The sequence below is a fragment of the Micromonospora sp. CNZ285 genome (genome assembly GCF_004637285.1).
The window spans coordinates 703,957-728,313 of record NZ_SPQD01000001.1; the positions used below are offsets into that span (position 1 = coordinate 703,957).

Sequence of the window (24,357 nt, forward strand, 5' to 3'; positions counted from 1 at the left end):
GCGCGGGTTCCGGAGAGGCGGGCAGATGGACGCGGTAGTGGATGTCTGGTTGGCCGGCCGTACGGCCGGGCAGTTGACGCCTCCGCCACGGTCACTCACCGACGGCAGTGAAACGTTCGCCACGGTGCGCGCCTGCTCCCTGGGGCGGTTCGGACCGGGCCGGGCGGCGGTGAGCCTTCCGGTCGACACGGCAACCGGAAGACGGCTTGCCCTGACCTGCCGGATGGAGGCGATGTGGAGGCGCGCGGTATTCCCGGCGGTTCTCGTCGCAGCGGCCGGGCTCGTCGTCCTGTTCGTCGTCGACTCCGTTCGCGACGACGCGCGGAACGGAAACGTGCTGCTGCTGATCGCACTCGGTCTGGCGGTCGCGGTGCTTGCCGGCAGGGTGGCGCTGAATCTGCTCCGCTCACGGCATCATCCGGAAGAGGTGAAGGGCGACGTCTACATCCGTGGCGTCGACCGCCGGACGGCCGAGATCTGGGCCGGCCTCAATCCGGCAGGCGCTGTGAAGGTTATCGACCGATAGCAACCTGATTTGTTCGGCAGATGAGACAGCCCTGGGTGGGTGCCGCACCGGCGCTCACCCAGGGCGTGTCTCACCGATCCGGCAGGCCCGGGCGGGCTGAGGTGACACCGATGTCCGCAGGGCGGGATGCGGCGGGCGGCGTACGCCGGTGACCACCGGGCGTGACAGACTGACCGTCGTGTTGCGCTGGCTGACTGCAGGTGAATCGCACGGACCCGCCCTCGTCGCGATGCTGGAGGGCGTACCCGCCGGCATCGAGGTGACCACCGGGGAGATCTCCGGCGAGCTGGCCCGGCGCCGGCTCGGCTACGGCCGGGGTGCCCGGATGTCGTTCGAGCAGGACGAGGTCGAGATCATCGGCGGGCTCCGGCACGGGGTGACGCTCGGCAGCCCGGTGGCGATCCGGGTCGGCAACTCCGAGTGGCCCAAGTGGCGCACCGTGATGGCCGCCGACCCGGTCGACCCGGAGGAGCTGGCGAGCCAGGCCCGCAACGCGCCCCTGACCCGTCCCCGCCCGGGTCACGCCGACCTGGCCGGCATGCAGAAGTACGGGCACACCGACGCCCGGCCGATCCTGGAGCGCGCCAGCGCCCGGGAGACCGCCGCCCGGGTCGCGGTGGGCACCGTCGCCAAGGCGCTCGTACGCCAGGCGCTTGGCGTCGAGATCGTCTCGCACGTGGTCGAGCTGGGTCCGGTGGCGGTCAAGCCGGGTCTGCGCCCCACGCCGGAGGACGCCGCGCGCATCGACGCGGACCCGCTGCGCTGCCTCGACGCCGAGGCCAGCGCCCGGATGGTCGCCGAGGTCGACGCCGCGAAGAAGGCCGCCGACACGCTCGGTGGCGTGGTCGAGGTGCTCGCGTACGGGGTGCCGCCGGGCCTGGGCAGCCACGTGCAGTGGGACCGCAAGCTCGACGCCCGCCTCGCCACCGCGCTCATGTCGATCCAGGCGATCAAGGGCGTGGAGATCGGCGACGGCTGGCAGCAGGCCCGCTCGCGCGGCTCGGAGGCGCACGACGAGATCGTGCCCACCGCCACCGGCGTGCGGCGGATCACCGACCGGGCCGGTGGCCTGGAGGGCGGCATCACCACCGGTGAGCCGCTGCGCGTGAAGGCGGCCATGAAGCCGATCTCGTCGCTGAACCGGGCCCTCGCCACCATCGACGTGACCACCGGCGAGCCGGCCACCGCTATCAACCAGCGCTCCGACGTGTGCGCGGTCCCGGCGGCGGCGGTGGTGGCCGAGGCGATGGTCGCGCTGGTGCTGGCCGAGGCGGCGGTGGAGAAGTTCGGCGGCGACTCGGTAGCCGAGATGCGCCGCAACCTGACCGGTTACCTCGACAGCCTGGTGATCCGGTGAGCGCGAGGAACGCAGCGCAGCGGAGTCCCGCAGTCGCGAACGAGAGGTGGCAACGATGAGCACCCGGCCGGTCTGCGTGCTGGTCGGGGCGCCCGGCTCCGGCAAGACCACCGTCGGCACGGCGCTCGCCGAGACGCTCGGCGTCGGCTTCCGGGACACCGACGCCGACATCGAGGACCTCGCCGGCAAGCCGATCCCGGAGATCTTCGTGGACGAGGGGGAGGAGCACTTCCGTACCCTCGAACGGGCCGCCGTGGCAGCGGCGCTCGCGTCGCACGCGGGCGTGCTCGCGCTCGGCGGCGGCGCGGTCCTGGCCGAGGAGAACCGGGCCGCGCTGATCGGCCACACGGTGGTGCACCTGTCGGTGGAGCTGCCCGACGCGCTCAAGCGGGTCGGTCTCGGCGCCGGGCGGCCGCTGCTCGCGCTGAACCCGCGCGCCACGCTCAAGCACCTGATGGACCAGCGCCGCCCGCTCTACGCCGAGGTGGCGACCGCGACGGTGGTCACCGACGGGCGTACCCCGCAGGAGCTGGCCGCGGAGATCGCCGCGCTGCTCAAGCCCTGACAACCGCCCCTCCGTGTCCGGCTCCCTCGGTGGAACGCCGTGGGTGTCTCGGGGGCGTTATGACACCCGTGGTGTTCCACTCGTCGGCTGATGACGTGGTGGGTGGAACGTGGTGGATGTCTCCTCGGCCTCTTGGCACCCGTGGCGTTCCAGCCGGCGCGCATGACGTCGGTGGGTGGAACTTCGTGGGCGGGTGAGAAGGCGCTTCGGTCAGGTCCGGCCGGTCAGGCGTTGGCCGCAACGGTCCCGGCGGTGCGGCGGCGCCGGGCCGGTTCGGGCCGCCAGGTGGCGAGCAGCGCCAGCGCCAGCGCGATCTCGGCCAGGTCACCCAGGTAGTACATGAGCGTGGCCCCGGCCCGCAGCTCGGCGGCGGTGGCCGGCACGTCGACGAACAGCCCGGCGTAGAGCAGCTGGGCGACGGTGGCGTGCGCTGCCACCCCGACGCCGATCACCACCAGCCGCACCGGTACGCGAGGGCGGTGCGGTCCCGGGTCCGGCCCGGCGATCGACCAGGCGAACAGGCAGCCGCTGAGCAGGAAGTGCGCGTTCACGAGCGTGTGCAGGGCCGGGTCGTCCAGGGTGGCCCGGTACAGCGGGGTGAGGTAGAGCAGCCAGAGCCCGCCCGCGGTGAGCAGCAGGCCGGTGACCGGGTGGCCGAGCACCCGCGCGACCGGGTGCCGCAGCAGGTGGACCAGCCTCCGGCCGATACGCCGGTCCAGCGTGCGCAGCAGCAGCGTGACCGGGGCGCCGAGCACCAGCGCCAGCGGCGCGAGCATGCCGATCAGCAGGTGCTGCCACATGTGCCCGACGAAGTCGCCGGCCGGCCACAGCAGCCCGGTCACCAGCAGCAGCGCGCCCAGACCGAAGCTCGCCGTGCGGGCGTGCGGCCAGCCCGGCCCGCCCGGGTCACGCAGCCGCAGCGCGGCGGCCAGGTACGCCCAGAACAGCGCCACCGGGATCAGCGCGGTAACCGGGAAGCCGCCGTCGGCGTGCCCGGCGTGGGCCACTGTCACCGGCGCTCCGGCGCGCAGAGGTCCACGTCCCGGGCCCGGCGCTGGATCGCCCAGCCCACAGCGATCAGCACCACGCCCAGGGCCAGGAACCCGAGGTCCCACCAGAGCTGGTTCGGGCCGCTGCGCACGTGGTGGATGCCGAGCAGGTGGTGGTCGATGACGCCCTCGACCAGGTTGAACAGGCCCCAGCCGATCAGCGCCCAGCCCCACAGCATCGGCGAGCGCCACAGCCGGCCCCGGGAGTGTGTGACACGGGAGTAGAGCAGGGCCAGGCCGGTCAGCACCGCCACCCAGGTGACCACGTGGAACAGGCCGTCCCAGAGCGTGTTCATCTGCAACCCGGGCACCGTGTCCACCGGGTACTCCCGGACGCCGATCCGGTCACTGCCGGTGCTGCTGAGCAGGTGGTGCCACTGGAGGACCTGGTGCAGGACGATGCCGTCGACGAAGCCGCCGAGCCCGACGCCGAGGATCGTGGCGGGCAGCCGGATGCTCGTCGCGGACTCGGGTCGGGTCGTGTGTGCCGTCGTCTCACTCATTCCGGCCGCCGTACCCGCCGTGCGGCCGGGCAAACACCCAGCCAGTGGACAGTCGCCGCGCGAGGGCGGCGCGCTGGACTAGGCTGCCCGCGATGGACGAGGTGACCCGGATCCCGGTCGGCGGCGAGCGGCCGTACGACGTGCTCGTGGGACGTGACCTGCTGGACCCGCCGCCCCGGCTGCTGCCCGGCGCCGAGCGGGTGGCCTTCCTGCACGCGCCGCCGCTCAAGGCGCTCGCCGACCGGCTCGCCGACGGCGTCCGCGAGGGCGGCGTGACGCCGCTGCTGATCGAGGTGCCGGACGCGGAGGCGGGCAAGCACGTCGACGTGGCGGCGGCCTGCTGGGACCGGCTCGGCGACGCCGGGTTCACCCGTACCGACGCGGTGGTCGGCGTGGGCGGCGGCGCCGTCACCGACCTCGCCGGGTTCGTCGCTGCCACCTGGCTGCGCGGCGTGCGCTGGGTGCCGGTCGCCACGTCGCTGCTCGGCATGGTCGACGCCGCCGTGGGCGGCAAGACCGGCATCAACACGGCCGCCGGCAAGAACCTGGTCGGCGCGTTCCACCCGCCGGCCGGCGTGCTGGCCGACCTGGCGACGCTGGACAGCCTGCCCCGGGCCGACCTGGCCGCCGGGATGGCCGAGGTGGTCAAGTGCGGGTTCATCGCGGACCCGGTCATCCTCGACCTGGTCGAGCGGGATCCGGCCGCCGCGCTGGACCCGGCCGGGCCGGTGCTGCGGGAACTGGTCGAGCGCGCGGTCCGCGTGAAGGCCGACGTGGTCGCCGGGGACCTGCGCGAATCCGGGGTACGCGAGGTGCTCAACTACGGGCACACGCTGGCGCACGCGATCGAGAAGGTGGAGGGCTACCGCTGGCGGCACGGTCACGCGGTGGCGGTCGGCCTGGTCTACGCCGCCACGCTGGCCCGGCTCGCCGGTCGGCTCGACGCGGCCGACGCGGAGCGGCACCGCCGGGTGCTGACCGCGCTCGACCTGCCCACCGGCTACCGGGCCGACGCCTGGCCGGACCTGCTGGCCGCGATGCGGGTGGACAAGAAGGCCCGGGGCAGCCGGCTGCGGTTCGTGGTGCTCGACGGGCTCGCCCGCCCGGCGATCCTGGAGGCGCCGTCGGACGACCTGCTCGCCGCCGCGTACGAGGAGATCAGCTCGTGAGGGTGTACGTGCTGAACGGGCCGAACCTGGGCCGGCTCGGCACCCGCCAGGTCGACGTGTACGGGGTGACCAGCTACGCCCAGCTCGTGGCCGACTGCGAGCGGCACGGCCGGGAGCTGGGCCTGGACGTGGTGGTCCGGCAGACCGACGCCGAGCACGAGATGCTCGCCTGGCTGCACGAGGCGGCCGACGAGGCGGCGGCGGTGGTGCTCAATCCGGCCGCCTGGTCGCACTACTCGGTCGCGGTGCGGGACGCCTGCGCCATGCTGCGCGGCCCGCTGGTCGAGGTGCACATCTCCAACATCCACGCCCGGGAGGAGTTCCGGCACCACTCGGTGGTCTCCGCGGTGGCCACCGGGGTGATCTGCGGGCTGGGCGTGGACGGCTACCGGCTGGCGCTGCACCACCTGGCCGCCCGGCCGGCAGCAGGCGCCTGAGCCGGTCCCACCCGGCGGCGCTCGCGCCGGGTCCGTTCCGTGGCGCGAGTCCGATTCGACAGAGCGAGTAGACTTGGACGGTCTGTCCGCCAATTGATGATCAAGGCAGGAAATGGCCACCACCAACGACCTGAAGAACGGCCTGGTACTCAACCTGGACGGCGAGCTGTGGGCCGTCGTCGAGTTCCAGCACGTCAAGCCCGGTAAGGGTGGTGCCTTCGTGCGCACCACGCTGAAGAACGTGCTGTCCGGCAAGGTGGTCGACAAGACCTTCAACGCGGGCACCAAGGTCGAGACCGCGACCGTCGACAAGCGCACCATGCAATACCTGTACGCCGACGGCGAGGACTACGTCTTCATGGATCTGGAGACGTTCGACCAGATCACCGTCCCCGGCGGCACCGTCGGCGAGGCCGCCAACTACCTCCTCCCCGAGGCCGAGGCGACCGTCGCCACCCACGAGAGCGTGCCGCTGTACATCGAGCTGCCGACCTCGGTCGTGCTCGAGGTCACCTACACCGAGCCGGGTCTGCAGGGCGACCGGTCGACCGGCGGCAACAAGCCGGCCACCGTCGAGACGGGCGCGACCGTGCAGGTGCCGCTGTTCATCACCACCGGTGAGAAGATCAAGGTCGACACCCGCGACGGCCGTTACCTCGGCCGAGCCTGATGGCCGAGGGCCCCAAGCAGCAGATGCCGGCGCGCCGCAAGGCGCGTAAGCGGGCGCTGGACGTGCTCTTCGAGGCCGACCTGCGGGACCGCCCGCCGGTCGAGGTGCTCGCCGGTTACCTGGAACGGATCGAACAGCCCCGCCCCGACCACCTCGGCTACGCGGTCGGGCTGGTCGAGGGCGTGGCGGCGCACCTCGACCGGATCGACGAGACGATCGCCAGCTACGCCGAGGGGTGGACGCTGGAGCGCATGCCGGTGGTCGACCGCAACCTGGCCCGGATCGCCGTGTACGAGCTGCTCTACGTCGACGAGATCGACGACGCGGTGGCGATCAGTGAGGCCGTGGAGCTGGCCCGGCAGATGTCGACCGACGACTCGCCGCGCTTCCTCAACGGCATCCTCGGCCGGATCGCCGAGTACGCCACGCGCTGACGCGCCGCGACGACGAAGGGCCCGTGCCGGTCGGCACGGGCCCTTTCGGTCGTACGGGGTGTCAGGACGCGAAGAACGCCCGCGGGTCGGCGACCAGCACGCCGTGCTCGGTCAGCCGCTCGATCAGGCCCGACGGCGAGGCGTCGTAGACGATCGCGAGGGCGCGCAGGTCGTCGGCGCGGATCGAGAGCACGCGGCCGTTGTAGTCGCCGCGCTGCTGCTGGATGGCGCGCGCGTAGCGGGCCACGTACGCGAGGTCCTCGGAGGCCTCGTCGTAGAGCCGCTCCAGGTCCAGGACGATCTTGCTGGTGGGCTCGTGACGCACCCCGCTGCCGTCGGGCAGCAGCTCCGAGACGGGAACGCGGTAGAAGTCGGCCAGCTCCGCCAGGCGGGACACGGTGACGGCGCGGTCGCCGCGCTCGTACGAGCCGACCACCACGGCCTTCCACCGCCCGTTCGACTTCTCCTCCACCCCCTGCAGGGACAGACCCTGCTGCTGGCGGATGGAGCGCAGGCGGGCGCCCAGCGACTTGGCGTATTCAGAGGGCATTCGGACACTCCCAGTGCTGTTCGGGTTCCCCGAGCTATCGCTACGGAGCGTGACGGTACGGGGATTGCGACATGTGGTCAAGTGTTGCCGTCCACCGGGTCCGGCACCCACGTGTGGCTTGTCCCCATTTCTCCGGGCTGACCAGCAGGTCAGGACCGGCGGCGGGCGGCCCGGTGACCGCTGGTAACGTGGCGTGAAGCCCCGGTCCGGGCCCTGCGCGGGCCTGCCGGAGCCGACCAGACGTCCTTTAACGACCCGTCCCGTGAGGCGGGGAAGGAGGTCCGCCGTGGCCTACCCACCGGCTGCCCATTCGTCGCCGCCGCGACAACCCTCGGTGAAGGTGATCCTCGCCGCAGCGGACGTGTCGCGGGTGGTCGACCGCATCGCCCACCAGATCCTGGAGAAGACCCAGGGCGCCGCCGACACGGTGCTGCTCGGCATCCCCACCCGGGGTGTGCCGCTGGCCCACCGCCTCGCGGACCGGATCAGCACCTTCGAGGACGTCACAGTCCCGGTCGGCGTGCTCGACATCACGCTCTACCGCGACGACCTGCGCCGGCACGCCACCCGCGCGGTCGGCCCGACCGACCTGCCCACCGGCGGGATCGACGGCAGGCGGGTGATCCTCGTCGACGACGTGCTGTTCTCCGGCCGCACCGTACGGGCCGCGCTCGACGCGCTCAGCGACGTGGGCCGGCCGGCGTCCGTGCAGCTCGCGGTCCTGGTCGACCGTGGTCACCGCCAGCTGCCGATCCGCGCCGACTACGTCGGCAAGAACATCCCCACCGCGCTGGCCGAGAACGTCAAGGTCACCCTCGCCGAGACCGACGGCGCCGACGAGGTACGGCTGTACGGAGGGCCCCTCTCATGATCCGGCACCTGCTCTCCGGCGCCGACCTGGACGCCGGCACCGCCACCCTGGTCCTGGACACCGCCGCGGAGATGGCGACGGTGGCCGGGCGTGAGGTCAAGAAGCTGCCCGCGTTGCGTGGGCGCACCGTGGTCAACCTCTTCTACGAGGACTCCACCCGGACCCGGATCTCGTTCGAGGCGGCCGCCAAGCGGCTCAGCGCCGACGTGATCAACTTCTCCGCCAAGGGCTCCAGCGTGGCCAAGGGGGAGAGCCTGAAGGACACCGCGCTCACGCTCCAGGCGATGGGCGCGGACGCGGTGGTCGTCCGGCACCCCGCCTCCGGCGCGCCGCACCGGCTCGCCGAGTGGGTGGACGGGTCGGTCGTGAACGCCGGCGACGGCACCCACGAGCACCCCACCCAGGCGCTGCTCGACGCGTACACGATGCGGTCCCGGCTGGGCCGGCTCGACGGCCTGCACGTGGCGATCGTCGGCGACGTGCTGCACTCCCGGGTGGCCCGCTCGAACGTGCTGCTGCTGTCCACGCTCGGCGCGAAGGTCACCCTGGTCGGCCCGCCCACGCTCATCCCGGTCGACATCGCCGCCGCCCTGGCGCCCGGCACCGACGTCTGTTACGACCTCGACGCCGTTCTCCCAGGTGTGGACGTGGTGATGATGCTGCGGGTGCAGCGCGAGCGGATGGGTGACTCCTACTTCCCGTCGGCCCGCGAGTACGCCCGTCGCTACGGGCTCGACGGACCGCGCATGCGCCGGCTGCCCGAGCACGCGATCGTCATGCACCCCGGCCCGATGAACCGGGGCATGGAGATCACGCCCGAGGTGGCCGACTCGCCCCGCTCCACCATCGTCGAACAGGTCGCCAACGGGGTCTCCGTGCGGATGGCCGTGCTCTACCTGCTGCTCGGAGGGAACAACCGGTGACCGCGTACCTCATCACAGGCGTCAGTGTGGTCGGCGGCGAGCCGACCGACCTGCTCATCCGCGACGGCGTGGTGGCCGGGACGGGCCGCGGGCTCGCCGCGGACGACGCCACAGTCATCGACGCGACCGGCCTGGTCGCGCTGCCCGGCCTGGTCGACCTGCACACCCACCTGCGCGAGCCCGGGCGGGAGGACGCCGAGACGGTCGAGTCCGGGTCCCGGGCGGCGGCGCTCGGCGGCTACACGGCGGTCTGCGCGATGGCGAACACCTCGCCGGTCGCGGACACCGCCGGTGTGGTCGAGCAGGTCTGGCGGCTCGGCCGGGAGGCCGGCCTGGTCGACGTGCAGCCGATCGGCGCGGTCACCGTCGGGCTGGCCGGCGAGCGCCTGGCCGAGCTGGGCGCGATGGCCGACTCCGCCGCCGGGGTGCGGATCTTCTCCGACGACGGGCACTGCGTGTCCGACCCGCGGCTGATGCGCCGGGCGCTGGAGTACGTCAAGGCGTTCGACGGCGTGATCGCCCAGCACGCCGAGGAGCCCCGGCTCACCGAGGGCGCGCAGATGCACGAGGGCGAGGTGTCCACCCGCCTCGGCCTGACCGGCTGGCCGGCCGTCGCCGAGGAGGCGATCATCGCCCGGGACGTGCTGCTGGCCGAGCACGTCGGCAGCCGCCTGCACGTCTGCCACGTCTCCACCGCCGGCAGCGTCGAGGTGCTGCGCCAGGCCAAGGCGCGCGGGGTGCGGGTCACCGCCGAGGTGACGCCGCACCACCTGCTGCTGACGGACGAGAAAGCGGAGAGCTACGACCCGGTCTTCAAGGTCAACCCGCCGCTGCGCACCGCCGCCGACATCGCCGCGTTGCGGGAGGCGCTGGCCGAGGGCGTGATCGACATCATCGCCACCGACCACGCGCCGCACGCCGTGGAGGACAAGGAGTGCGAGTGGGCGTACGCCAGGCCGGGCATGCTCGGCCTGGAGACGGCACTGTCGATCGCGCTCGACGTGTTCGGCCCTCGCTGGGACCTGATCGCCGAGCGGATGTCCCGCACGCCGGCCCGGATCGCCGGGCTGACCGGGCACGGCCTCGACCCGGCGCCCGGCGTACCGGCCAACCTGACCCTGGTCGACCCGGCCGCCCGGCGCGTCATCGAACCGGCGGAGCTGGCCAGTCGCAGTCGCAACACCCCGTACGCCCGCATGACGCTGCCGGGTCGCATCGTGGCGACCTTCCTGCGCGGCGAGCCGACGGTCCTGGACGGAAAGGCTGTCAAGTGATCCGAGCGAGGAACGTAGCGGAGCGGAGTCCCGCAGTCCGGATCGAAGGAGACACAGTGATCCGAGCGAGGAACGTAGCGGAGCGGAGTCCCGCAGTCGGGATCGAAGGAGGCGCAGCATGAGGCGGAGAAGCGCGATCCTCGTCCTGGAGGACGGGCGCACGTTCCACGGTGAGGCGTACGGCAGCGTCGGGGAGACCTTCGGCGAGGCGGTCTTCAACACCGGCATGACCGGCTACCAGGAGACGCTCACCGACCCGTCGTACCACAGGCAGGTGGTGGTGCAGACCGCGCCGCACATCGGCAACACCGGCGTCAACGGCGAGGACGACGAGTCCGACCGGATCTGGGTGGCCGGGTACGTGGTGCGCGACCCGGCCCGGATCAGCTCCAACTGGCGGGCCGGCGGCGGCCTGGAGGACCGGCTCGCCGCCGAGGGCGTCGTCGGCATCAGCGGCGTGGACACCCGGGCGCTGACCCGGCACCTGCGCGAGCGCGGCGCGATGCGCGTCGGCATCTCCAGCGTCGAGGACGACCCGGCCGCCCTGCTGGAGCGGGTGCGCCGCTCGCCGCAGATGGTCGGCGCGAACCTGTCCGACGAGGTGACCACGGCCAAGCCGTACGTCGTCGAGGCGCAGGGCGAGCACCGGTTCACGGTGGCCGCGGTGGACCTGGGCATCAAGCGCAACGTGCCGCGCCGGCTCGCCGCCCGCGGCGTCACCACCCACGTGCTGCCCGCCGGGTCGACGATCGAGGACCTGCTCGCCACCGGCGCGGACGCGGTCTTCTTCTCGCCCGGCCCGGGCGACCCGGCGACCGCCGACGGCCCGGTGGCGCTGGCCCGGGAGGTGCTGACCCGGCGGATCCCGCTGTTCGGCATCTGCTTCGGCAGCCAGATCCTCGGCCGGGCGCTCGGCTTCGGCACCTACAAGCTGGGGTACGGCCACCGCGGCATCAACCAGCCGGTGCTCGACCGGGCCACCGGCAAGGTCGAGGTGACAAGCCACAACCACGGCTTCGCGGTGCAGGTGCCGGGTGCCGGGGACGGCGCGGTGGTGCCGGATCAGGTGATCCAGACCGAGTTCGGCGGTGTCCAGGTGTCTCACGTCTGCCTCAATGACAACGTGGTCGAGGGGCTGCGGGCCGTGGACGTGCCCGCCTTCACCGTCCAGTACCACCCGGAGGCGGCGGCCGGCCCGCACGACGCGGACTACCTCTTCGACCGTTTCGCCGAGTTGATCGAAGGCCGTGGCTTCGACCGGCAGCAGAGTGAAGGCGGAAAGAATGCCTAAGCGGACCGACCTCAAGCACGTCCTGGTGATCGGCTCCGGGCCGATCGTGATCGGACAGGCCTGCGAGTTCGACTACTCCGGCACCCAGGCCTGCTGGGTGCTGCGCAGCGAGGGGATCCGGGTCAGCCTGGTCAACTCGAACCCGGCGACGATCATGACGGACCCGGAGTTCGCCGACGCCACGTACGTCGAGCCGATCACCCCGGAGTTCGTCGAGCTGGTCATCGCCAAGGAGCGCCCCGACGCGCTGCTGCCGACGCTCGGCGGGCAGACCGCGCTGAACACCGCTGTCGCCCTGCACGAGGCGGGCGTGCTGGAGAAGTACGGCGTCGAGCTGATCGGCGCGAACATCGAGGCGATCAACCGGGGCGAGGACCGGCAGCTGTTCAAGGAGATCGTCGCGAAGGCCGGCGTACGGCTGGGCCTGGACGATCCGTCGGCGCTGGTGCCGCGCTCGCGGGTCTGCCACTCGATGGACGAGGTCCGCGAGACGGTCGCCGACCTGGGCCTGCCGGTGGTCATCCGGCCGTCGTTCACCATGGGCGGCCTCGGCTCCGGCATGGCGCACACCGACGAGGACCTGGAGCGCATCGCCGGTTCCGGCCTGGCGGCCAGCCCGGTGCACGAGGTGCTCATCGAGGAGAGCGTGCTCGGCTGGAAGGAGTACGAGCTCGAACTGATGCGCGACCGCCACGACAACGTGGTGGTGGTCTGCTCGATCGAGAACGTCGACCCGATGGGTGTGCACACCGGCGACAGCGTCACCGTCGCCCCGTCGATGACGCTCACCGACCGGGAGTACCAGCGGCTGCGTGACCTCGGCATCGCGGTGCTGCGCGAGGTCGGTGTGGACACCGGCGGCTGCAACATCCAGTTCGCGGTGAACCCGGCCGACGGCCGGATCGTCGTGATCGAGATGAACCCGCGGGTGTCGCGTTCCTCGGCGCTGGCGTCGAAGGCCACCGGCTTCCCGATCGCGAAGATCGCCGCGAAGCTCGCCATCGGCTACACGCTCGACGAGATCCCCAACGACATCACGCTGAAGACGCCCGCCGCGTTCGAGCCGACGCTCGACTACGTGGTGGTGAAGATCCCCCGGTTCGCGTTCGAGAAGTTCCCCGGCGCCGACCCGGAGCTGACCACCACGATGAAGTCGGTGGGCGAGGCGATGAGCCTGGGCCGCAACTTCACCGAGGCGCTGAACAAGGCGATGCGCTCGATGGAAACCAAATCATCCGGTTTCTGGACCGTCCCCGACCCGCAGGACGCGACCCGGGAGAACACCCTCGCGGCGCTGCGCACGCCGCACGACGGCCGGCTCTACACGGTCGAGCGGGCGCTGCGCCTCGGCGCGTCGATCGCCGAGGTGTCCGAGGCCTCCGGCGGCATGGACCCGTGGTTCCTGGACCAGATCGCCTCGCTGGTCGAGCTGCGCGCCGAGATCGTGGACGCGCCGGTGCTCGACGCCGCCCTGCTGCGCCGGGCCAAGCGGGCCGGCCTGTCCGACCGGCAGCTCGCCGCGCTGCGTCCCGAGCTGGCCGCCGAGGACGGCGTACGCACGCTGCGGCACCGGCTCGGCGTCCGGCCGGTCTACAAGACGGTGGACACCTGCGCGGCCGAGTTCGAGGCGACCACGCCGTACCACTACTCGACGTACGACTCGGAGACCGAGGTGGCGCCCTCGGCCCGGCCGAAGGTGCTCATCCTCGGCTCCGGGCCGAACCGGATCGGTCAGGGCATCGAGTTCGACTACTCGTGCGTGCACGCGGTCCAGGCGTTGCGGGCCGTGGACTACGAGACCGTCATGGTCAACTGCAACCCGGAGACCGTCTCCACCGACTACGACACCGCCGACCGGCTCTACTTCGAGCCGCTGACGTTCGAGGACGTGCTGGAGGTCTGGCACGCCGAGGACTCCTCCGGCAGGGAGGCGGGCGGCCCCGGCGTCATCGGGGTGATCGTCCAGCTCGGCGGGCAGACCCCGCTGGGCCTGGCGCAGCGGCTCAAGAACGCCGGCGTGCCGATCGTCGGCACCTCCCCGGAGTCGATCCACCTGGCCGAGGAGCGCGGCGCGTTCGGCGCGGTGCTGGCCCGGGCCGGGCTGCGCGCGCCCGCGCACGGCATGGCCACCTCGTACGACGAGGCGAAGGCGATCGCCGACGAGATCGGGTACCCGGTGCTGGTCCGCCCCTCGTACGTGCTCGGCGGGCGCGGCATGGAGATCGTCTACGACGACGCCACGCTGCGCGACTACATCGGCCGGGCCACCGCCATCTCGCCGGACCGCCCGGTGCTGGTGGACCGGTTCCTGGACGACGCCATCGAGATCGACGTGGACGCGCTCGTGGACGCCGACGGCGACGTCTACCTGGGCGGCGTGATGGAGCACATCGAGGAGGCCGGCATCCACTCCGGCGACTCGTCCTGCGCGCTGCCGCCGATCACCCTGGCCGGCTCGCACCTGGCCCAGGTGCGGCACTACACCGAGCAGATCGCCCGCGGCATCGGGGTGCGCGGCCTGCTGAACGTCCAGTACGCGCTGCAGGGCGACATGCTCTACGTGCTGGAGGCCAACCCGCGCGCCTCCCGGACCGTACCGTTCGTCTCGAAGGCCACCGCGGTGCCGCTGGCGAAGGCGGCGGCCCGGATCGCGCTCGGCGCCACCGTCGCGCAGCTGCGCGACGAGGGGATGCTGCCGCCCACCGGCGATGGCGGCACCATGCCGGCCGACGCGCCGATCGCGGTCAAGGAGGCGGTGCTGCCGTTCAAGCGGTTCCGCACCCCCTCCGGCAAGGGCATCGACGTGCTGCTCGGCCCGGAGATGAAGTCCACCGGCGAGGTGATGGGCATCGACACCGGCTTCGGGCAGGCGTTCGCCAAGTCCCAGGCCGCCGCGTACGGGTCGCTGCCCACCGCCGGGAAGATCTTCGTCTCGGTCGCCAACCGGGACAAGCGCGGCATGATCTTCCCGATCAAGCGCCTGGCCGACCTGGGCTTCGAGATCGTGGCCACCACCGGCACGGCCGAGGTGCTGCGCCGGCACGGCATCGCCTGCGAGCAGATCCGCAAGCACTACGAGTCGGGTGAGGGCGCGGACGCGGTGTCGCTGATCCTCGGCGGGGACGTGGCGCTGGTGGTGAACACGCCGCAGGGCTCCGGGGCGAGCGCCCGTTCCGACGGGTACGAGATCCGCAGCGCGGCGGTGAGCGTGGACATCCCGTGCGTCACCACAGTGCCCGGCGCCGCCGCCGCGGTGATGGGCATCGAGGCCCGCATCCGGGGCGACCTGAAGGTCCGCCCGCTGCAGGACCTGCACGCCGCCCTGCGGGCGGGCGAGTGACTCCGCGCCTCCACGCGCCGATCATGAGGTTGGCGGCGTGATCTTCGAGAAGGTGGTGCGGCCCCGGTTGTTCTCGCTCGCGGGCGGGGACGCCGAGGGGGCGCACGAGTGGACGCTGGCGCGGCTGGGCGCGGTGTCCCGCCGGCCGGCGGTCCTCGCCGCGATGCGCGCGGCGTACTTCCGGTCGGCGCCGCGCACCGTGTTCGGGGTGCGCTTCCCCAACCCGGTCGGGCTGGCGGCCGGCATGGACAAGAACGGACTCGCGTTGCCGGCCTGGCCGGCGCTCGGCTTCGGCTTCGTCGAGGTCGGCACCGTGACCGCGCACGCCCAGCCGGGCAACCCCCGGCCCCGGCTGTTCCGGCTGCGCGACAGCGAAGCGGTGATCAACCGGATGGGCTTCAACAACGCGGGCGCGGCGGCGCTCGCGGACCGGCTGGCCGCGCTGCCGCGCCCGCTCGGCGTGCCGCTGGGCATCTCGCTCGGCAAGTCCAAGGTGACCCCGCTGGACGAGGCGGTCGAGGACTACCTCGCCTCCTACCGGGCGCTCAAGGAGCACGGCGACTACTTCGCGGTGAACGTGTCCTCACCGAACACTCCCGGACTGCGGTCGCTTCAGGACCGATCACATCTGGACGCGTTGCTCGCCGCGCTGGTGGGGGAGAAACCGGTGCTGGTGAAGATCGCCCCGGACCTGACCGAGCCGGCCGTGGCCGAGCTGCTGGAGGTGTGCCTCGACCGGGGCGCGGCCGGGGTCATCGCCACCAATACCACGCTCGCCCGCGACGGGCTCGCCCCGGCCGACCGGGAGCGCGCCGCCGAGGCCGGCGGGCTGTCCGGCCGGCCGCTGACCGCCCGGGCCCGGGAGATGGTCGCGTTCGTGCACCGGGAGACCGGCGGCCGGCTACCGGTGATCGGCGTGGGCGGCATCCTGCACCCGGACGACGCGACACGCATGTTCGACGCCGGCGCCTCCCTGCTCCAGCTCTACACCGGCTTCATCTACCGTGGCCCCGCCCTGACCCGGGCCATCACCCGAACAGCCACCCGACCCTGACCCCGCCCCCGACCCCGCCCCCGCCCCGCCCCTGACCCCGCGCGATCTTGCACTTCCCGCCCTGGCATACCACCGCGTTCCGGACACGGCGAGGGCCGCAACTGCAAGATCAGCGGGGAGAGGGGGCGGGGGAGAGCGGGGGAGAGCGGGGAGGGAGAGGGGTGGAGGAGGAGGAGACGTGACGCCTGAGGAGATTCTGGAAGCCGACCGGCGGCACGTGTGGCACCCGTACGCCCCGATGCCCGGCGCCAGCGCGCCGTACGTCATCGAGAGCGCCGCGGGGGTGCGTCTGCGGCTGGCGGACGGGCGGGAACTGGTCGACGGCATGTCGTCGTGGTGGGCGGCGATCCACGGCTACCGGCACCCGGTGCTCGACGCCGCGGTGACCGACCAGCTCAGGCGGATGAGCCACGTGATGTTCGGCGGGCTCACCCACGAGCCCGCGGTACGCCTGGCGCGCACGCTCGTCGAGCTGACCCCGGACGGCCTGGAACACGTCTTCCTGGCCGACTCCGGCTCGGTGAGCGTCGAGGTGGCGGTGAAGATGTGCCTGCAGTACCAGCGGGCGCGGGGGCGTCCGCAGCGCCGCCGGCTGGGCACCTGGCGCGGCGGCTACCACGGCGACACGTTCCACCCGATGAGCGTGTGCGACCCGGAGGGCGGCATGCACCACCTCTGGGGCGACGTACTGCCCCGGCAGGTGTTCGCGCCGGTGCCGCCGCCCGGCTTCGACGCGGCGCCGGACCCGGCGTACGAGGCGGCGCTGGTGGACGCGGTGGAGCGGCACGCCGACGAGCTGGCCGCGGTGATCGTGGAGCCGGTGGTCCAGGGCGCCGGCGGGATGCGGTTCCACCACCCGCGGTACCTGCGCGTGCTGCGCGAGGTGACCCGGCGGCACGGCATCCTGCTGGTGTTCGACGAGATCGCCACCGGCTTCGGCCGGACCGGCCGGATGTTCGCCGCCGAGCACGCCGGTGTCGCCCCGGACGTGCTCTGCGTCGGCAAGGCGCTCACCGGCGGGTACCTGACGCTCGCCGCGGCGCTGTGCACGCCCGAGGTGGCGCGGGCGATCTCCGCCGACGGGGTGCTGGCGCACGGACCGACGTTCATGGGCAACCCGCTCGCCTGTGCCGTCGCCAACGCCTCCCTGGACCTGCTGCGGGCCGGGGACTGGGCGGGACGCGTGGCGGGCATCGCGGAGGGCCTGCGGGCCGGTCTGGAGCCGCTGCGGGACGCGCCCGGCGTGGCCGACGTCCGCGTGCTCGGCGCGATCGGGGTGGTGCAGCTCGACCACGAGGTGGACCTGCCCCGGGCGACAGCCGCCGCGGTGGCCGAGGGGGTGTGGCTGCGCCCGTTCCGGGATCTCGTCTACACGATGCCGCCGTACGTCTGCGACGCCGCGGACGTGGCGCGGATCGCGGCCGGAGTGGCCGCGGCGGTCAAGGCCGGCTGAGCCTGGCCGGATACGACAGGGCGCGACGGAAGGCCCGTCGCCGGACACGCCAGGCGGCCCGGAGCCGCCGGGAGAGGGAGAGACGCATGGAGACGTTCGGCGCCCGTCTGCACCGGGCCGTGGCGGAACGAGGGCCGCTCTGCGTGGGGATCGACCCGCACCCCGGGTTGCTGACCGCCTGGGGCCTGTCCGACGACGTGGCGGGCCTGGAGCGGTTCTGCCGCACGGTGGTGGAGGCGATCGGTGACCGGGTCGCCGTGGTCAAGCCGCAGTCGGCGTTCTTCGAGCGCTTCGGCGCCCGGGGTGTCGGCGTGCTTGAGTCAACTATCCGACAGTTGCGAGATTTGGGAGCGCTCACTCTGCTTGACGTGAAGCGCGGCGACATCGGCTCGACGGTCGCCGCGTACGCGTCGGCGTACCTCGATCCATCCAGCCCTCTGTATGTCGACGCGGTCACCGCGAGCCCCTACCTGGGAGTAGGTTCGCTCGCCCCGATGTTCTCCACCGCCGCCGAGCACGGCGGCGGGGTCTTCGTCCTGGCGCTCACGTCCAACCCGGAGGGTGCCTCCGTGCAGCGCGCCGTGGGCGCCGACGGGCGCACCGTCGCGCAGACCGTGATCGACGAGATTTCCCAGCTCAACAGGGGTGCGGAACCACTCGGCAGCTTCGGTCTGGTGGTCGGGGCGACGATCGGTGAGACGGGTCACGATCTGGACTCGGTGAACGGTCCGCTGCTCGCGCCGGGGCTGGGCGCGCAGGGCGGAACGCCCGCCGGGTTGCGTACCGTGTTCGGCGCCGCGCTGCCGTCGGTGCTTCCCTCGTACTCCCGGGAGGTGCTCGGCGCGGGCCCCGACCCGGCCGACCTGCGGGCCGCCACCGAGCGGGTGCTGGCCGACTGCCGGGCCGCCCTGGGCACGGCGGACTGACTGACGGCTCGGTCACTTTGCGTTGATCATCGCGCGTCCACGTTGCCGAAATCTCCGTTGACCGCTAGTTTTCCCCGCGCTGGGAACCACGGACCCCTTTGGTTGCCAGCGACACCACGTTTCACAGATGCGGTGGGGCGCTCAGCCCGCCGTACTAGGGACCTGAGGAGAACTGGTGCCGCTCCCGTCACTGACCCCCGAGCAGCGCGCTGCCGCGCTGGAGAAGGCCGCGGAGATCCGCAAGGCCCGCGCTGAGCTGAAGGAGCAGCTCAAGCAGGGCAAGACCACCCTCGCCACCGTCCTCGAGCGGGCCGAGTCCGACGACGTCGTGGGCAAGCTGAAGGTTTCGGCCGTGCTCCAGGCGATGCCGGGCATCGGCAAGATCCGGGCCACCCAGATCATGGAGAAGCTCAAGATCGCCGACAGCCGTCGCCTGCGCGGCCTCGGCGAGCAGCAGCGCAAGGCTCTGCTCGGAGAGTTCGCCGCCAACTGAACGGCCCGCCGTGTAGAAACAAGCGGTGAGCACGGATGACGAGGCGCGCTCGGCGGCTCGGCTCACTGTCCTGTCCGGTCCCTCCGGGGCCGGCCGGAGCAGTGTCGTCGAGGCGGTCCGGGCGCGCCTTGCGTCTGTCTGGGTGCCGGTGGTCGCCACCACCCGCCCGCCCCGTCCGGACGAGCGCGACGGCGTGGACCGCGTCTTCCTCGACGCGCCCGGCTTCGACCGGCTGATCGCCGCCGGGGAGCTGCTGGAGTGGTGCCGGATCGGGCCGTACCGCCGGGGGGTGCCCCGGGCCGGGGTGCGCACGCGGCTCGCCGAGGGGCGGCCGGTGCTGCTGCCGCTGGACCTGGGCGGCGCCCTGGCGGTACGGGCGGCGGCGCCCGGCAGCCGGCTGGTGCTGCTCGCGCCGCCGGCGTACCGGGCGGACCCGGACGTCGCGGCCGTCTTCGCCCACGCCGTGGCACACGACCACACCGAGCGCGCCGCGGCGGAGCTGGTAGGATTGCTCGGTTCGTCCTTCCTGGCTCCGGCCCGACCGCCCGCGGGCGGCGCACGAGACGCAGAGGTTTAATTCGTGGGATCCATCGCCACCAACCCCGAGGGCATCACCAACCCGCCGATCGACGAGCTGCTCGAGAAGACCACCTCGAAGTACGCGCTGGTCATCTTCGCCGCCAAGCGCGCCCGTCAGGTGAACGCCTACTACAGCCAGCTCGGTGAGGGTCTCCTGGAGTACGTCGGCCCGCTGGTGGAGACCACCCCGCAGGAGAAGCCGCTCTCCATCGCCATGCGCGAGATCAACGCGGGCCTGCTCACCGCCGAGCCGACCGACCAGCCGTAACCGCGCCCGCGCCGATGCCCGCCGAGATCGTCCTCGGGGTCGGCGGCGGCATCGCCGCCTACAAGGCGTGTGAGCTGCTCCGGCTCTTCACCGAGTCGGGTCACCGGGTCCGGGTGGTGCCGACCGCCTCGGCGCTCCGCTTCGTCGGGGCGCCGACCTGGGCGGCCCTGTCCGGCCGGCCGGTCGCCGACGACGTCTGGTCCGACGTGCACGAGGTGCCGCACGTGCGGCTCGGGCAGCACGCCGACCTGGTCGTGGTCGCACCGGCCACCGCCGACCTGCTCGCCAAGGCCGCCCACGGCCTCGCCGACGACCTGCTCACCAACACGCTGCTGACCGCGCGCTGCCCGGTGCTGCTGGCCCCGGCCATGCACACCGAGATGTGGGAGCACCCGGCGACCGTGGCGAACGTGGCCACGCTGCGCTCGCGCGGCGTCCGCGTGATCGAGCCCGCAGTGGGCCGGCTCACCGGGCGGGACACCGGCAAGGGCCGGCTGCCCGACCCGGCGGAGATCTTCGCGGTGGCCCGGCGGGCCCTGGCCCGCGGCGTCGAGGCCGAGGCCGACCTGGCCGGCCGGCACGTGGTGGTCACCGCCGGGGGCACCCGGGAGCCGCTGGACCCGGTCCGGTTCCTGGGCAACCGGTCGTCCGGCAAGCAGGGGTACGCGTTCGCCCGCGCCGCCGTGGCCCGGGGCGCCCGGGTCACGCTCGTCGCGGCCAACGTGGCGCTGCCGGACCCGGCCGGGGTGGACCTGGTCCGGGTGGGTACCACCGAGGAACTGCGCGCCGCCACGCTCGCGGCCGCCGCCGACGCGGACGCCGTGGTGATGGCCGCCGCGCCCGCCGACTTCCGGCCCGCCAGCTACGCCAGCGGGAAGATCAAGAAGTCCGACGACGGCGTCGCGCCGACCATCGAGCTGGTCACCAACCCGGACATCGCCGCCGAGCTGGGACGCGTCCGCCGTCCCGGGCAGGTGCTGGTGATCTTCGCGGCCGAGACCGACGACGCGGAGGCCAACGGCCGGGCCAAGCTGGCCCGCAAGGGGGCCGACATGATCGTGGTCAACGAGGTCGGCGTGGACAAGGTCTTCGGCGCCGACACCAACGCGGCCACCGTGATCGGCGCCGACGGCGCCGTGCACCGGCTGCCCGAGCAGCCCAAGGAGGCCCTGGCCGACGCCGTCTGGGACCTCGTCTGTCCGCGGCTGCCGTCACGTTCCTGACGGTTGGTCGACCCGCGTTCATCGGGTCACGGCGGAACGACGGTGACTAAACTGCCGCCGAGCGACCTTTAAAAGTCTTCACATGCTTAGGAGTGCCGTGACACGTCTCTTCACGTCCGAATCGGTCACGGAGGGCCACCCGGACAAGATCGCCGACCAGATCAGTGACGGCATTCTCGACGCCCTGCTCGCCCAGGACCCGCACAGCCGGGTCGCGGTGGAGACGTTGATCACCACCGGTCAGGTGCACGTGGCCGGCGAGGTGACCACCAAGGCGTACGCCGACATCCCGACCATCGTCCGCGAGACCATCCTCGGCATCGGCTACGACTCGTCGAAGAAGGGCTTCGACGGCGCGTCCTGCGGCGTCAGCGTGTCCATCGGCGCGCAGTCGCCGGACATCGCCCAGGGCGTCGACAACGCCTTCGAGCTGCGTACCGGCGGGTCGGAGAGCGCGCTGGACGCGCAGGGCGCCGGTGACCAGGGCATGATGTTCGGCTTCGCCTGTTCCGAGACGCCCGAGCTGATGCCGCTGCCGATCGCGCTGGCGCACCGGCTGGCCCGCCGGCTCGCCGCGGTCCGCAAGGACGGCACGATCCCGTACCTGCGGCCGGACGGCAAGACCCAGGTGACCATCGAGTACGACGGGCTGCGCCCGGTCCGGCTCGACACCGTCGTCGTGTCCAGCCAGCACGCCGCGGACATCTCGCTGGAGTCGCTGCTCACCCCGGACATCCGCGACCACGTCATCGCCCCGGAGCTGGAGGGCCTCGGCCTGCAGACCGAGGGTTACCGGCTGCTGGTCAACCCGACCGGGCGGTTCGAGATCGGCGGCCCGATGGGTGACGCCGGCCTGACCGGCCGGAAGATCATCGTCGACACGTACGGCGGGTACGCCCGGCACGGCGGCGGCGCGTTCTCCGGCAAGGACCCGTCGAAGGTCGACCGGTCGGCCGCGTACGCGATGCGCTGGGTCGCCAAGAACGTCGTGGCCGCCGGTCTGGCCGAGCGGTGCGAGGCGCAGGTGGCGTACGCGATCGGCAAGGCGCACCCGGTGAGCCTGTTCATCGAGACGTTCGGCACCGAGACCGTGCCGGTCGCCTCGATCGAGAAGGCCGTGGCCGAGGTGTTCGACCTGCGTCCGGCCGCCATCATCCGGGACCTGCACCTGCTGCGGCCGATCTACCAGCAGACCGCCGCGTACGGCCACTTCGGCCGGGAGCTGCCGGAGCTGACCTGGGAGGGCACCGACCGGGCCGCCGACCTCAAGTCGGCCGCGGGAGCCTGACCGCCACCACGCGCCGCGACCGGCGACCCGCACCGGGGTCGCCGGTCGCGCGCGTCTGCGTGGACGTGCCGCTGCCGCACCTCGACCGCCCCTTCGACTACCTGGTGCCGGAGGCGCTCGACGCCGACGCCCGGCCGGGGGTACGCGTGAAGGTGCGGTTCGCCGGGCAGCTCGTCGACGGCTGGCTGCTGGAGCGCGTCGAGTCGTCCGAGCACCCGAAGCTGGCGTACCTGGAGAAGGTCGTGTCCCCGGTGCCGGTGCTCTCCCCGGAGGTGGCCCGGCTGGCCCGCGCGGTCGCCGACAGGTACGCCGGCAGCCTCGCCGACGTGCTCCGGCTGGCAGTGCCGCCCCGGCACGCCCGCGCCGAGAAGGCCGTCACCGCGGCGGACGCGCCACCGTCCGCCGACGCCGACGCCGACGCCGACGCCCGGGCGGGCGGCCCGGCGGAGGTGGACCCGCGCGGCTGGCGGGACTACCCGGCCGGGCCGGCGCTGCTGCGCGCGCTCACCGACGGCAAGCCCGCCCGCGCGGTCTGGTCGGCGCTGCCGGGGGAGGACTGGGCCGACAGGTACGCCGACGCGGTCGCCGCCACGGTGGCCGGCGGCCGGGGCGCGGTGGTCGTGGTGGCCGATGCCCGCGACCTGGACCGCCTCGACGCCGCCCTGACCGCAGTGCTCGGCGCGGGGCGGCACGTCCGGCTCGCCGCCGCCGACGGTCCGGCCCGCCGCTACCGGGCCTTCCTCACCGCCCGGACGGGCGAGGTGGACGTGGTGATCGGCACCCGGGCGGCGATGTTCGCCCCGGTGCGGCGGCTCGGCCTGGTGGCGATCTGGGACGACGGCGACGACCTGCACGCCGAACCGCGCGCGCCCTATCCGCACGCCCGCGACGTGCTGCTCACCCGGGCGCAGCTCGGCGACGTGGCCGCCCTGGTCGGCGGCTACGCGCGTACCGCCGAGGCGCAGTTGCTGGTGGAGACCGGCTGGGCGCGCGAGGTGGTGGCCGACCGGGCGGTGGTGCGCGCGCGTACCCCGGCCCTGGCCCCCACCGGCGACGACCCGCAACTGGCCCGCGACCCCGGCGCGGCCTCGGCGCGGCTGCCGAGCCTGGCCTGGACCACCGCCCGGGACGCGCTGCGCGCGGACCTGCCGGTGCTGGTGCAGGTGCCGCGCCGCGGTTACGTGCCGTCGGTGGCCTGCGCCGACTGCCGCGCCCCGGCCCGCTGCCCGCACTGCGCCGGGCCGCTCGCGCTGCCGTCGGCGCAGGGCACGCCCGCCTGCCGCTGGTGCGGCCGGGTGGCCGCCGCGTACGCCTGCCCGGAGTGCGGCGGGCGGCGGCTGCGCGCCTCGGTGACCGGCGCCCGGCGGACCGCCGAGGAACTGGGCCGGGCGTTCCCCGGCGTGCCGGTGCGGACCTCGGGGCGGGAGGAGGTGCTGGCGAGCGTGCCGGGCGGGGCCGGGCTGGTGGTCGCCACCCCGGGCGCCGAGCCGGTCGCCGAGGGCGGATACGGCGCGGTGCTGCTGCTCGACTCGTGGGCGCTGCTGACCCGGGCCGACCTGCGGGCCGGCGAGGAGGCGCTGCGGCGGTGGATGGCCGCCGCCGCGCTGGCCCGGCCCGGTACGGCAGGCGGCCGGGTGGTGGTGGTCGCCGACGGCGCGCTGGCCCCGGTGCAGGCGCTGCTGCGCTGGGACTCCGCCTGGTTCGCCGCCCGGGAACTGGCCGAGCGGCGCGAGCTGGGCTTCCCCCCGGCGGTACGGATGGCGAGCGTCACCGGCACGGCCGAGGCGGTGGCCGACCTGCTCGCCGGCGCCCGGCTGCCGGGCGACGCCGAGGTGCTCGGCCCGGTGCCGGCCGACGAGGGCCGGGAGCGGATGCTGGTCCGCGTGCCCCGGTCCCGGGCCGCCGCGATGGCCGAGGCGCTGCACGCCGCCGCCGGGCAGCGCAGCGCCCGCAAGGCGGCCGACCCCGTACGGCTCCAGGTCGACCCGCTCACCCTGTTCTGATCGGACGCGACCGCGTGACAGTGCGCACGCGGACCCTCGCGCACGGTCGTGAGCTGGGGTTTGCCGCACACCTGGTCCGGCAATCGAGTAGCGGGCGGTGATAGCATCGCC

At 73.3% G+C, this 24,357-nt stretch carries 24 protein-coding genes; 21 read left to right on the forward strand and 3 right to left on the reverse strand.

Features of this window, described 5'->3' with window-relative positions; all coding sequences use genetic code 11:
- The first annotated feature begins 25 nt into the window (after positions 1–25).
- From CLT75_RS03250 to CLT75_RS03260, 3 genes are all read left to right on the forward strand, one after another.
- Positions 26–526 (forward strand): hypothetical protein, encoded by a 501-nt coding sequence (locus CLT75_RS03250; protein ID WP_135239416.1) that lies wholly within the window; start codon positions 26–28, stop codon positions 524–526.
- A gap of 178 nt (positions 527–704) precedes the next feature.
- Positions 705–1,883 (forward strand): chorismate synthase, encoded by a 1,179-nt coding sequence (aroC, locus tag CLT75_RS03255; RefSeq protein WP_135239417.1) that lies wholly within the window; start codon positions 705–707, stop codon positions 1,881–1,883.
- A 55-nt stretch (positions 1,884–1,938) separates the two neighbouring features.
- The gene (locus CLT75_RS03260; protein ID WP_135239418.1) at positions 1,939–2,448 is read left to right on the forward strand and encodes a shikimate kinase; all 510 of its coding nucleotides are present in this window, start codon (positions 1,939–1,941) and stop codon (positions 2,446–2,448) included.
- Positions 2,449–2,672: 224 nt separating this feature from the next.
- Here the strand turns inward: CLT75_RS03260 and CLT75_RS03265 are convergent, their stop codons facing one another.
- Together CLT75_RS03265 and CLT75_RS03270 are read right to left on the reverse strand one after the other, a co-directional pair.
- Positions 2,673–3,461 (reverse strand): cytochrome c oxidase assembly protein, encoded by a 789-nt coding sequence (locus tag CLT75_RS03265; protein WP_135239419.1) that lies wholly within the window; start codon positions 3,459–3,461, stop codon positions 2,673–2,675.
- Entirely contained in the window at positions 3,458–4,000 is a 543-nt protein-coding gene (locus tag CLT75_RS03270; protein WP_135239420.1) for a DUF2243 domain-containing protein, read from the reverse strand. The genes CLT75_RS03265 and CLT75_RS03270 overlap by 4 nt, the downstream gene beginning before the upstream one ends.
- A gap of 92 nt (positions 4,001–4,092) precedes the next feature.
- Here CLT75_RS03270 and aroB point away from each other — a divergent pair, with 92 nt between their 5' ends.
- The 4 genes from aroB to nusB all read left to right on the forward strand — a co-directional run bounded on the left by aroB (position 4,093) and on the right by nusB (position 6,710).
- The gene (gene aroB, locus CLT75_RS03275; RefSeq protein WP_135239421.1) at positions 4,093–5,169 is read left to right on the forward strand and encodes a 3-dehydroquinate synthase; all 1,077 of its coding nucleotides are present in this window, start codon (positions 4,093–4,095) and stop codon (positions 5,167–5,169) included.
- Positions 5,166–5,606 carry a type II 3-dehydroquinate dehydratase gene (aroQ, locus tag CLT75_RS03280; RefSeq protein WP_128136458.1) on the forward strand — a complete coding sequence of 147 codons (441 nt, stop codon included), beginning with the start codon at positions 5,166–5,168 and terminating at the stop codon, positions 5,604–5,606. The genes aroB and aroQ overlap by 4 nt, the downstream gene beginning before the upstream one ends.
- 112 nt (positions 5,607–5,718) lie before the next feature.
- Positions 5,719–6,276, forward strand: coding sequence for an elongation factor P (gene efp, locus CLT75_RS03285; RefSeq protein WP_013285503.1), 558 nt, complete (start codon positions 5,719–5,721; stop codon positions 6,274–6,276).
- Positions 6,277–6,299: 23 nt separating this feature from the next.
- Positions 6,300–6,710 carry a transcription antitermination factor NusB gene (nusB, locus tag CLT75_RS03290; RefSeq protein WP_174361785.1) on the forward strand — a complete coding sequence of 137 codons (411 nt, stop codon included), beginning with the start codon at positions 6,300–6,302 and terminating at the stop codon, positions 6,708–6,710.
- A gap of 61 nt (positions 6,711–6,771) precedes the next feature.
- Here nusB and bldD read toward each other — a convergent pair whose 3' ends face one another.
- Positions 6,772–7,260: a transcriptional regulator BldD gene (gene bldD / locus CLT75_RS03295; protein WP_013285505.1), complete on the reverse strand. Its 489-nt coding sequence runs from the start codon at positions 7,258–7,260 to the stop codon at positions 6,772–6,774.
- A gap of 286 nt (positions 7,261–7,546) precedes the next feature.
- Here bldD and pyrR point away from each other — a divergent pair, with 286 nt between their 5' ends.
- The 14 genes from pyrR to CLT75_RS03365 all read left to right on the forward strand — a co-directional run bounded on the left by pyrR (position 7,547) and on the right by CLT75_RS03365 (position 24,246).
- Positions 7,547–8,131, forward strand: a complete 585-nt coding sequence (pyrR, locus tag CLT75_RS03300) for a bifunctional pyr operon transcriptional regulator/uracil phosphoribosyltransferase PyrR (RefSeq protein ID WP_135239422.1) — start codon at positions 7,547–7,549, stop codon at positions 8,129–8,131.
- Positions 8,128–9,054, forward strand: a complete 927-nt coding sequence (locus CLT75_RS03305) for an aspartate carbamoyltransferase catalytic subunit (protein ID WP_135239423.1) — start codon at positions 8,128–8,130, stop codon at positions 9,052–9,054. Before pyrR ends, CLT75_RS03305 begins: the two co-directional genes overlap by 4 nt.
- Entirely contained in the window at positions 9,051–10,328 is a 1,278-nt protein-coding gene (locus CLT75_RS03310) for a dihydroorotase (RefSeq protein ID WP_135239424.1), read from the forward strand. Before CLT75_RS03305 ends, CLT75_RS03310 begins: the two co-directional genes overlap by 4 nt.
- Before the next feature lie 118 nt (positions 10,329–10,446).
- Positions 10,447–11,619, forward strand: a complete 1,173-nt coding sequence (gene carA / locus CLT75_RS03315; protein ID WP_135239425.1) for a glutamine-hydrolyzing carbamoyl-phosphate synthase small subunit — start codon at positions 10,447–10,449, stop codon at positions 11,617–11,619.
- The gene (gene carB, locus CLT75_RS03320) at positions 11,612–14,959 is read left to right on the forward strand and encodes a carbamoyl-phosphate synthase large subunit (RefSeq protein WP_135239426.1); all 3,348 of its coding nucleotides are present in this window, start codon (positions 11,612–11,614) and stop codon (positions 14,957–14,959) included. Before carA ends, carB begins: the two co-directional genes overlap by 8 nt.
- Before the next feature lie 37 nt (positions 14,960–14,996).
- A complete protein-coding gene (locus CLT75_RS03325; protein ID WP_135239427.1) occupies positions 14,997–16,013 on the forward strand; it encodes a quinone-dependent dihydroorotate dehydrogenase in 1,017 nt (338 codons plus the stop codon).
- Positions 16,014–16,191: 178 nt separating this feature from the next.
- Positions 16,192–17,466: an adenosylmethionine--8-amino-7-oxononanoate transaminase gene (locus CLT75_RS03330; protein ID WP_135239428.1), complete on the forward strand. Its 1,275-nt coding sequence runs from the start codon at positions 16,192–16,194 to the stop codon at positions 17,464–17,466.
- An 86-nt stretch (positions 17,467–17,552) separates the two neighbouring features.
- A complete protein-coding gene (pyrF, locus tag CLT75_RS03335) occupies positions 17,553–18,392 on the forward strand; it encodes an orotidine-5'-phosphate decarboxylase (RefSeq protein ID WP_135239429.1) in 840 nt (279 codons plus the stop codon).
- Between the two features lie 175 nt (positions 18,393–18,567).
- The gene (gene mihF / locus CLT75_RS03340; RefSeq protein ID WP_013285515.1) at positions 18,568–18,885 is read left to right on the forward strand and encodes an integration host factor, actinobacterial type; all 318 of its coding nucleotides are present in this window, start codon (positions 18,568–18,570) and stop codon (positions 18,883–18,885) included.
- Positions 18,886–18,910: 25 nt separating this feature from the next.
- Positions 18,911–19,462 carry a nucleoside/nucleotide kinase family protein gene (locus tag CLT75_RS03345; protein ID WP_135239430.1) on the forward strand — a complete coding sequence of 184 codons (552 nt, stop codon included), beginning with the start codon at positions 18,911–18,913 and terminating at the stop codon, positions 19,460–19,462.
- A 3-nt stretch (positions 19,463–19,465) separates the two neighbouring features.
- Entirely contained in the window at positions 19,466–19,732 is a 267-nt protein-coding gene (gene rpoZ / locus CLT75_RS03350; protein ID WP_013285517.1) for a DNA-directed RNA polymerase subunit omega, read from the forward strand.
- Positions 19,733–19,746: 14 nt separating this feature from the next.
- Positions 19,747–20,955 carry a bifunctional phosphopantothenoylcysteine decarboxylase/phosphopantothenate--cysteine ligase CoaBC gene (gene coaBC, locus CLT75_RS03355; protein ID WP_135239431.1) on the forward strand — a complete coding sequence of 403 codons (1,209 nt, stop codon included), beginning with the start codon at positions 19,747–19,749 and terminating at the stop codon, positions 20,953–20,955.
- Positions 20,956–21,037: 82 nt separating this feature from the next.
- Positions 21,038–22,243, forward strand: coding sequence for a methionine adenosyltransferase (metK, locus tag CLT75_RS03360; protein ID WP_135239432.1), 1,206 nt, complete (start codon positions 21,038–21,040; stop codon positions 22,241–22,243).
- A gap of 59 nt (positions 22,244–22,302) precedes the next feature.
- Positions 22,303–24,246, forward strand: a complete 1,944-nt coding sequence (locus tag CLT75_RS03365) for a primosomal protein N' (protein ID WP_135239433.1) — start codon at positions 22,303–22,305, stop codon at positions 24,244–24,246.
- Positions 24,247–24,357: the final 111 nt, after the last annotated feature.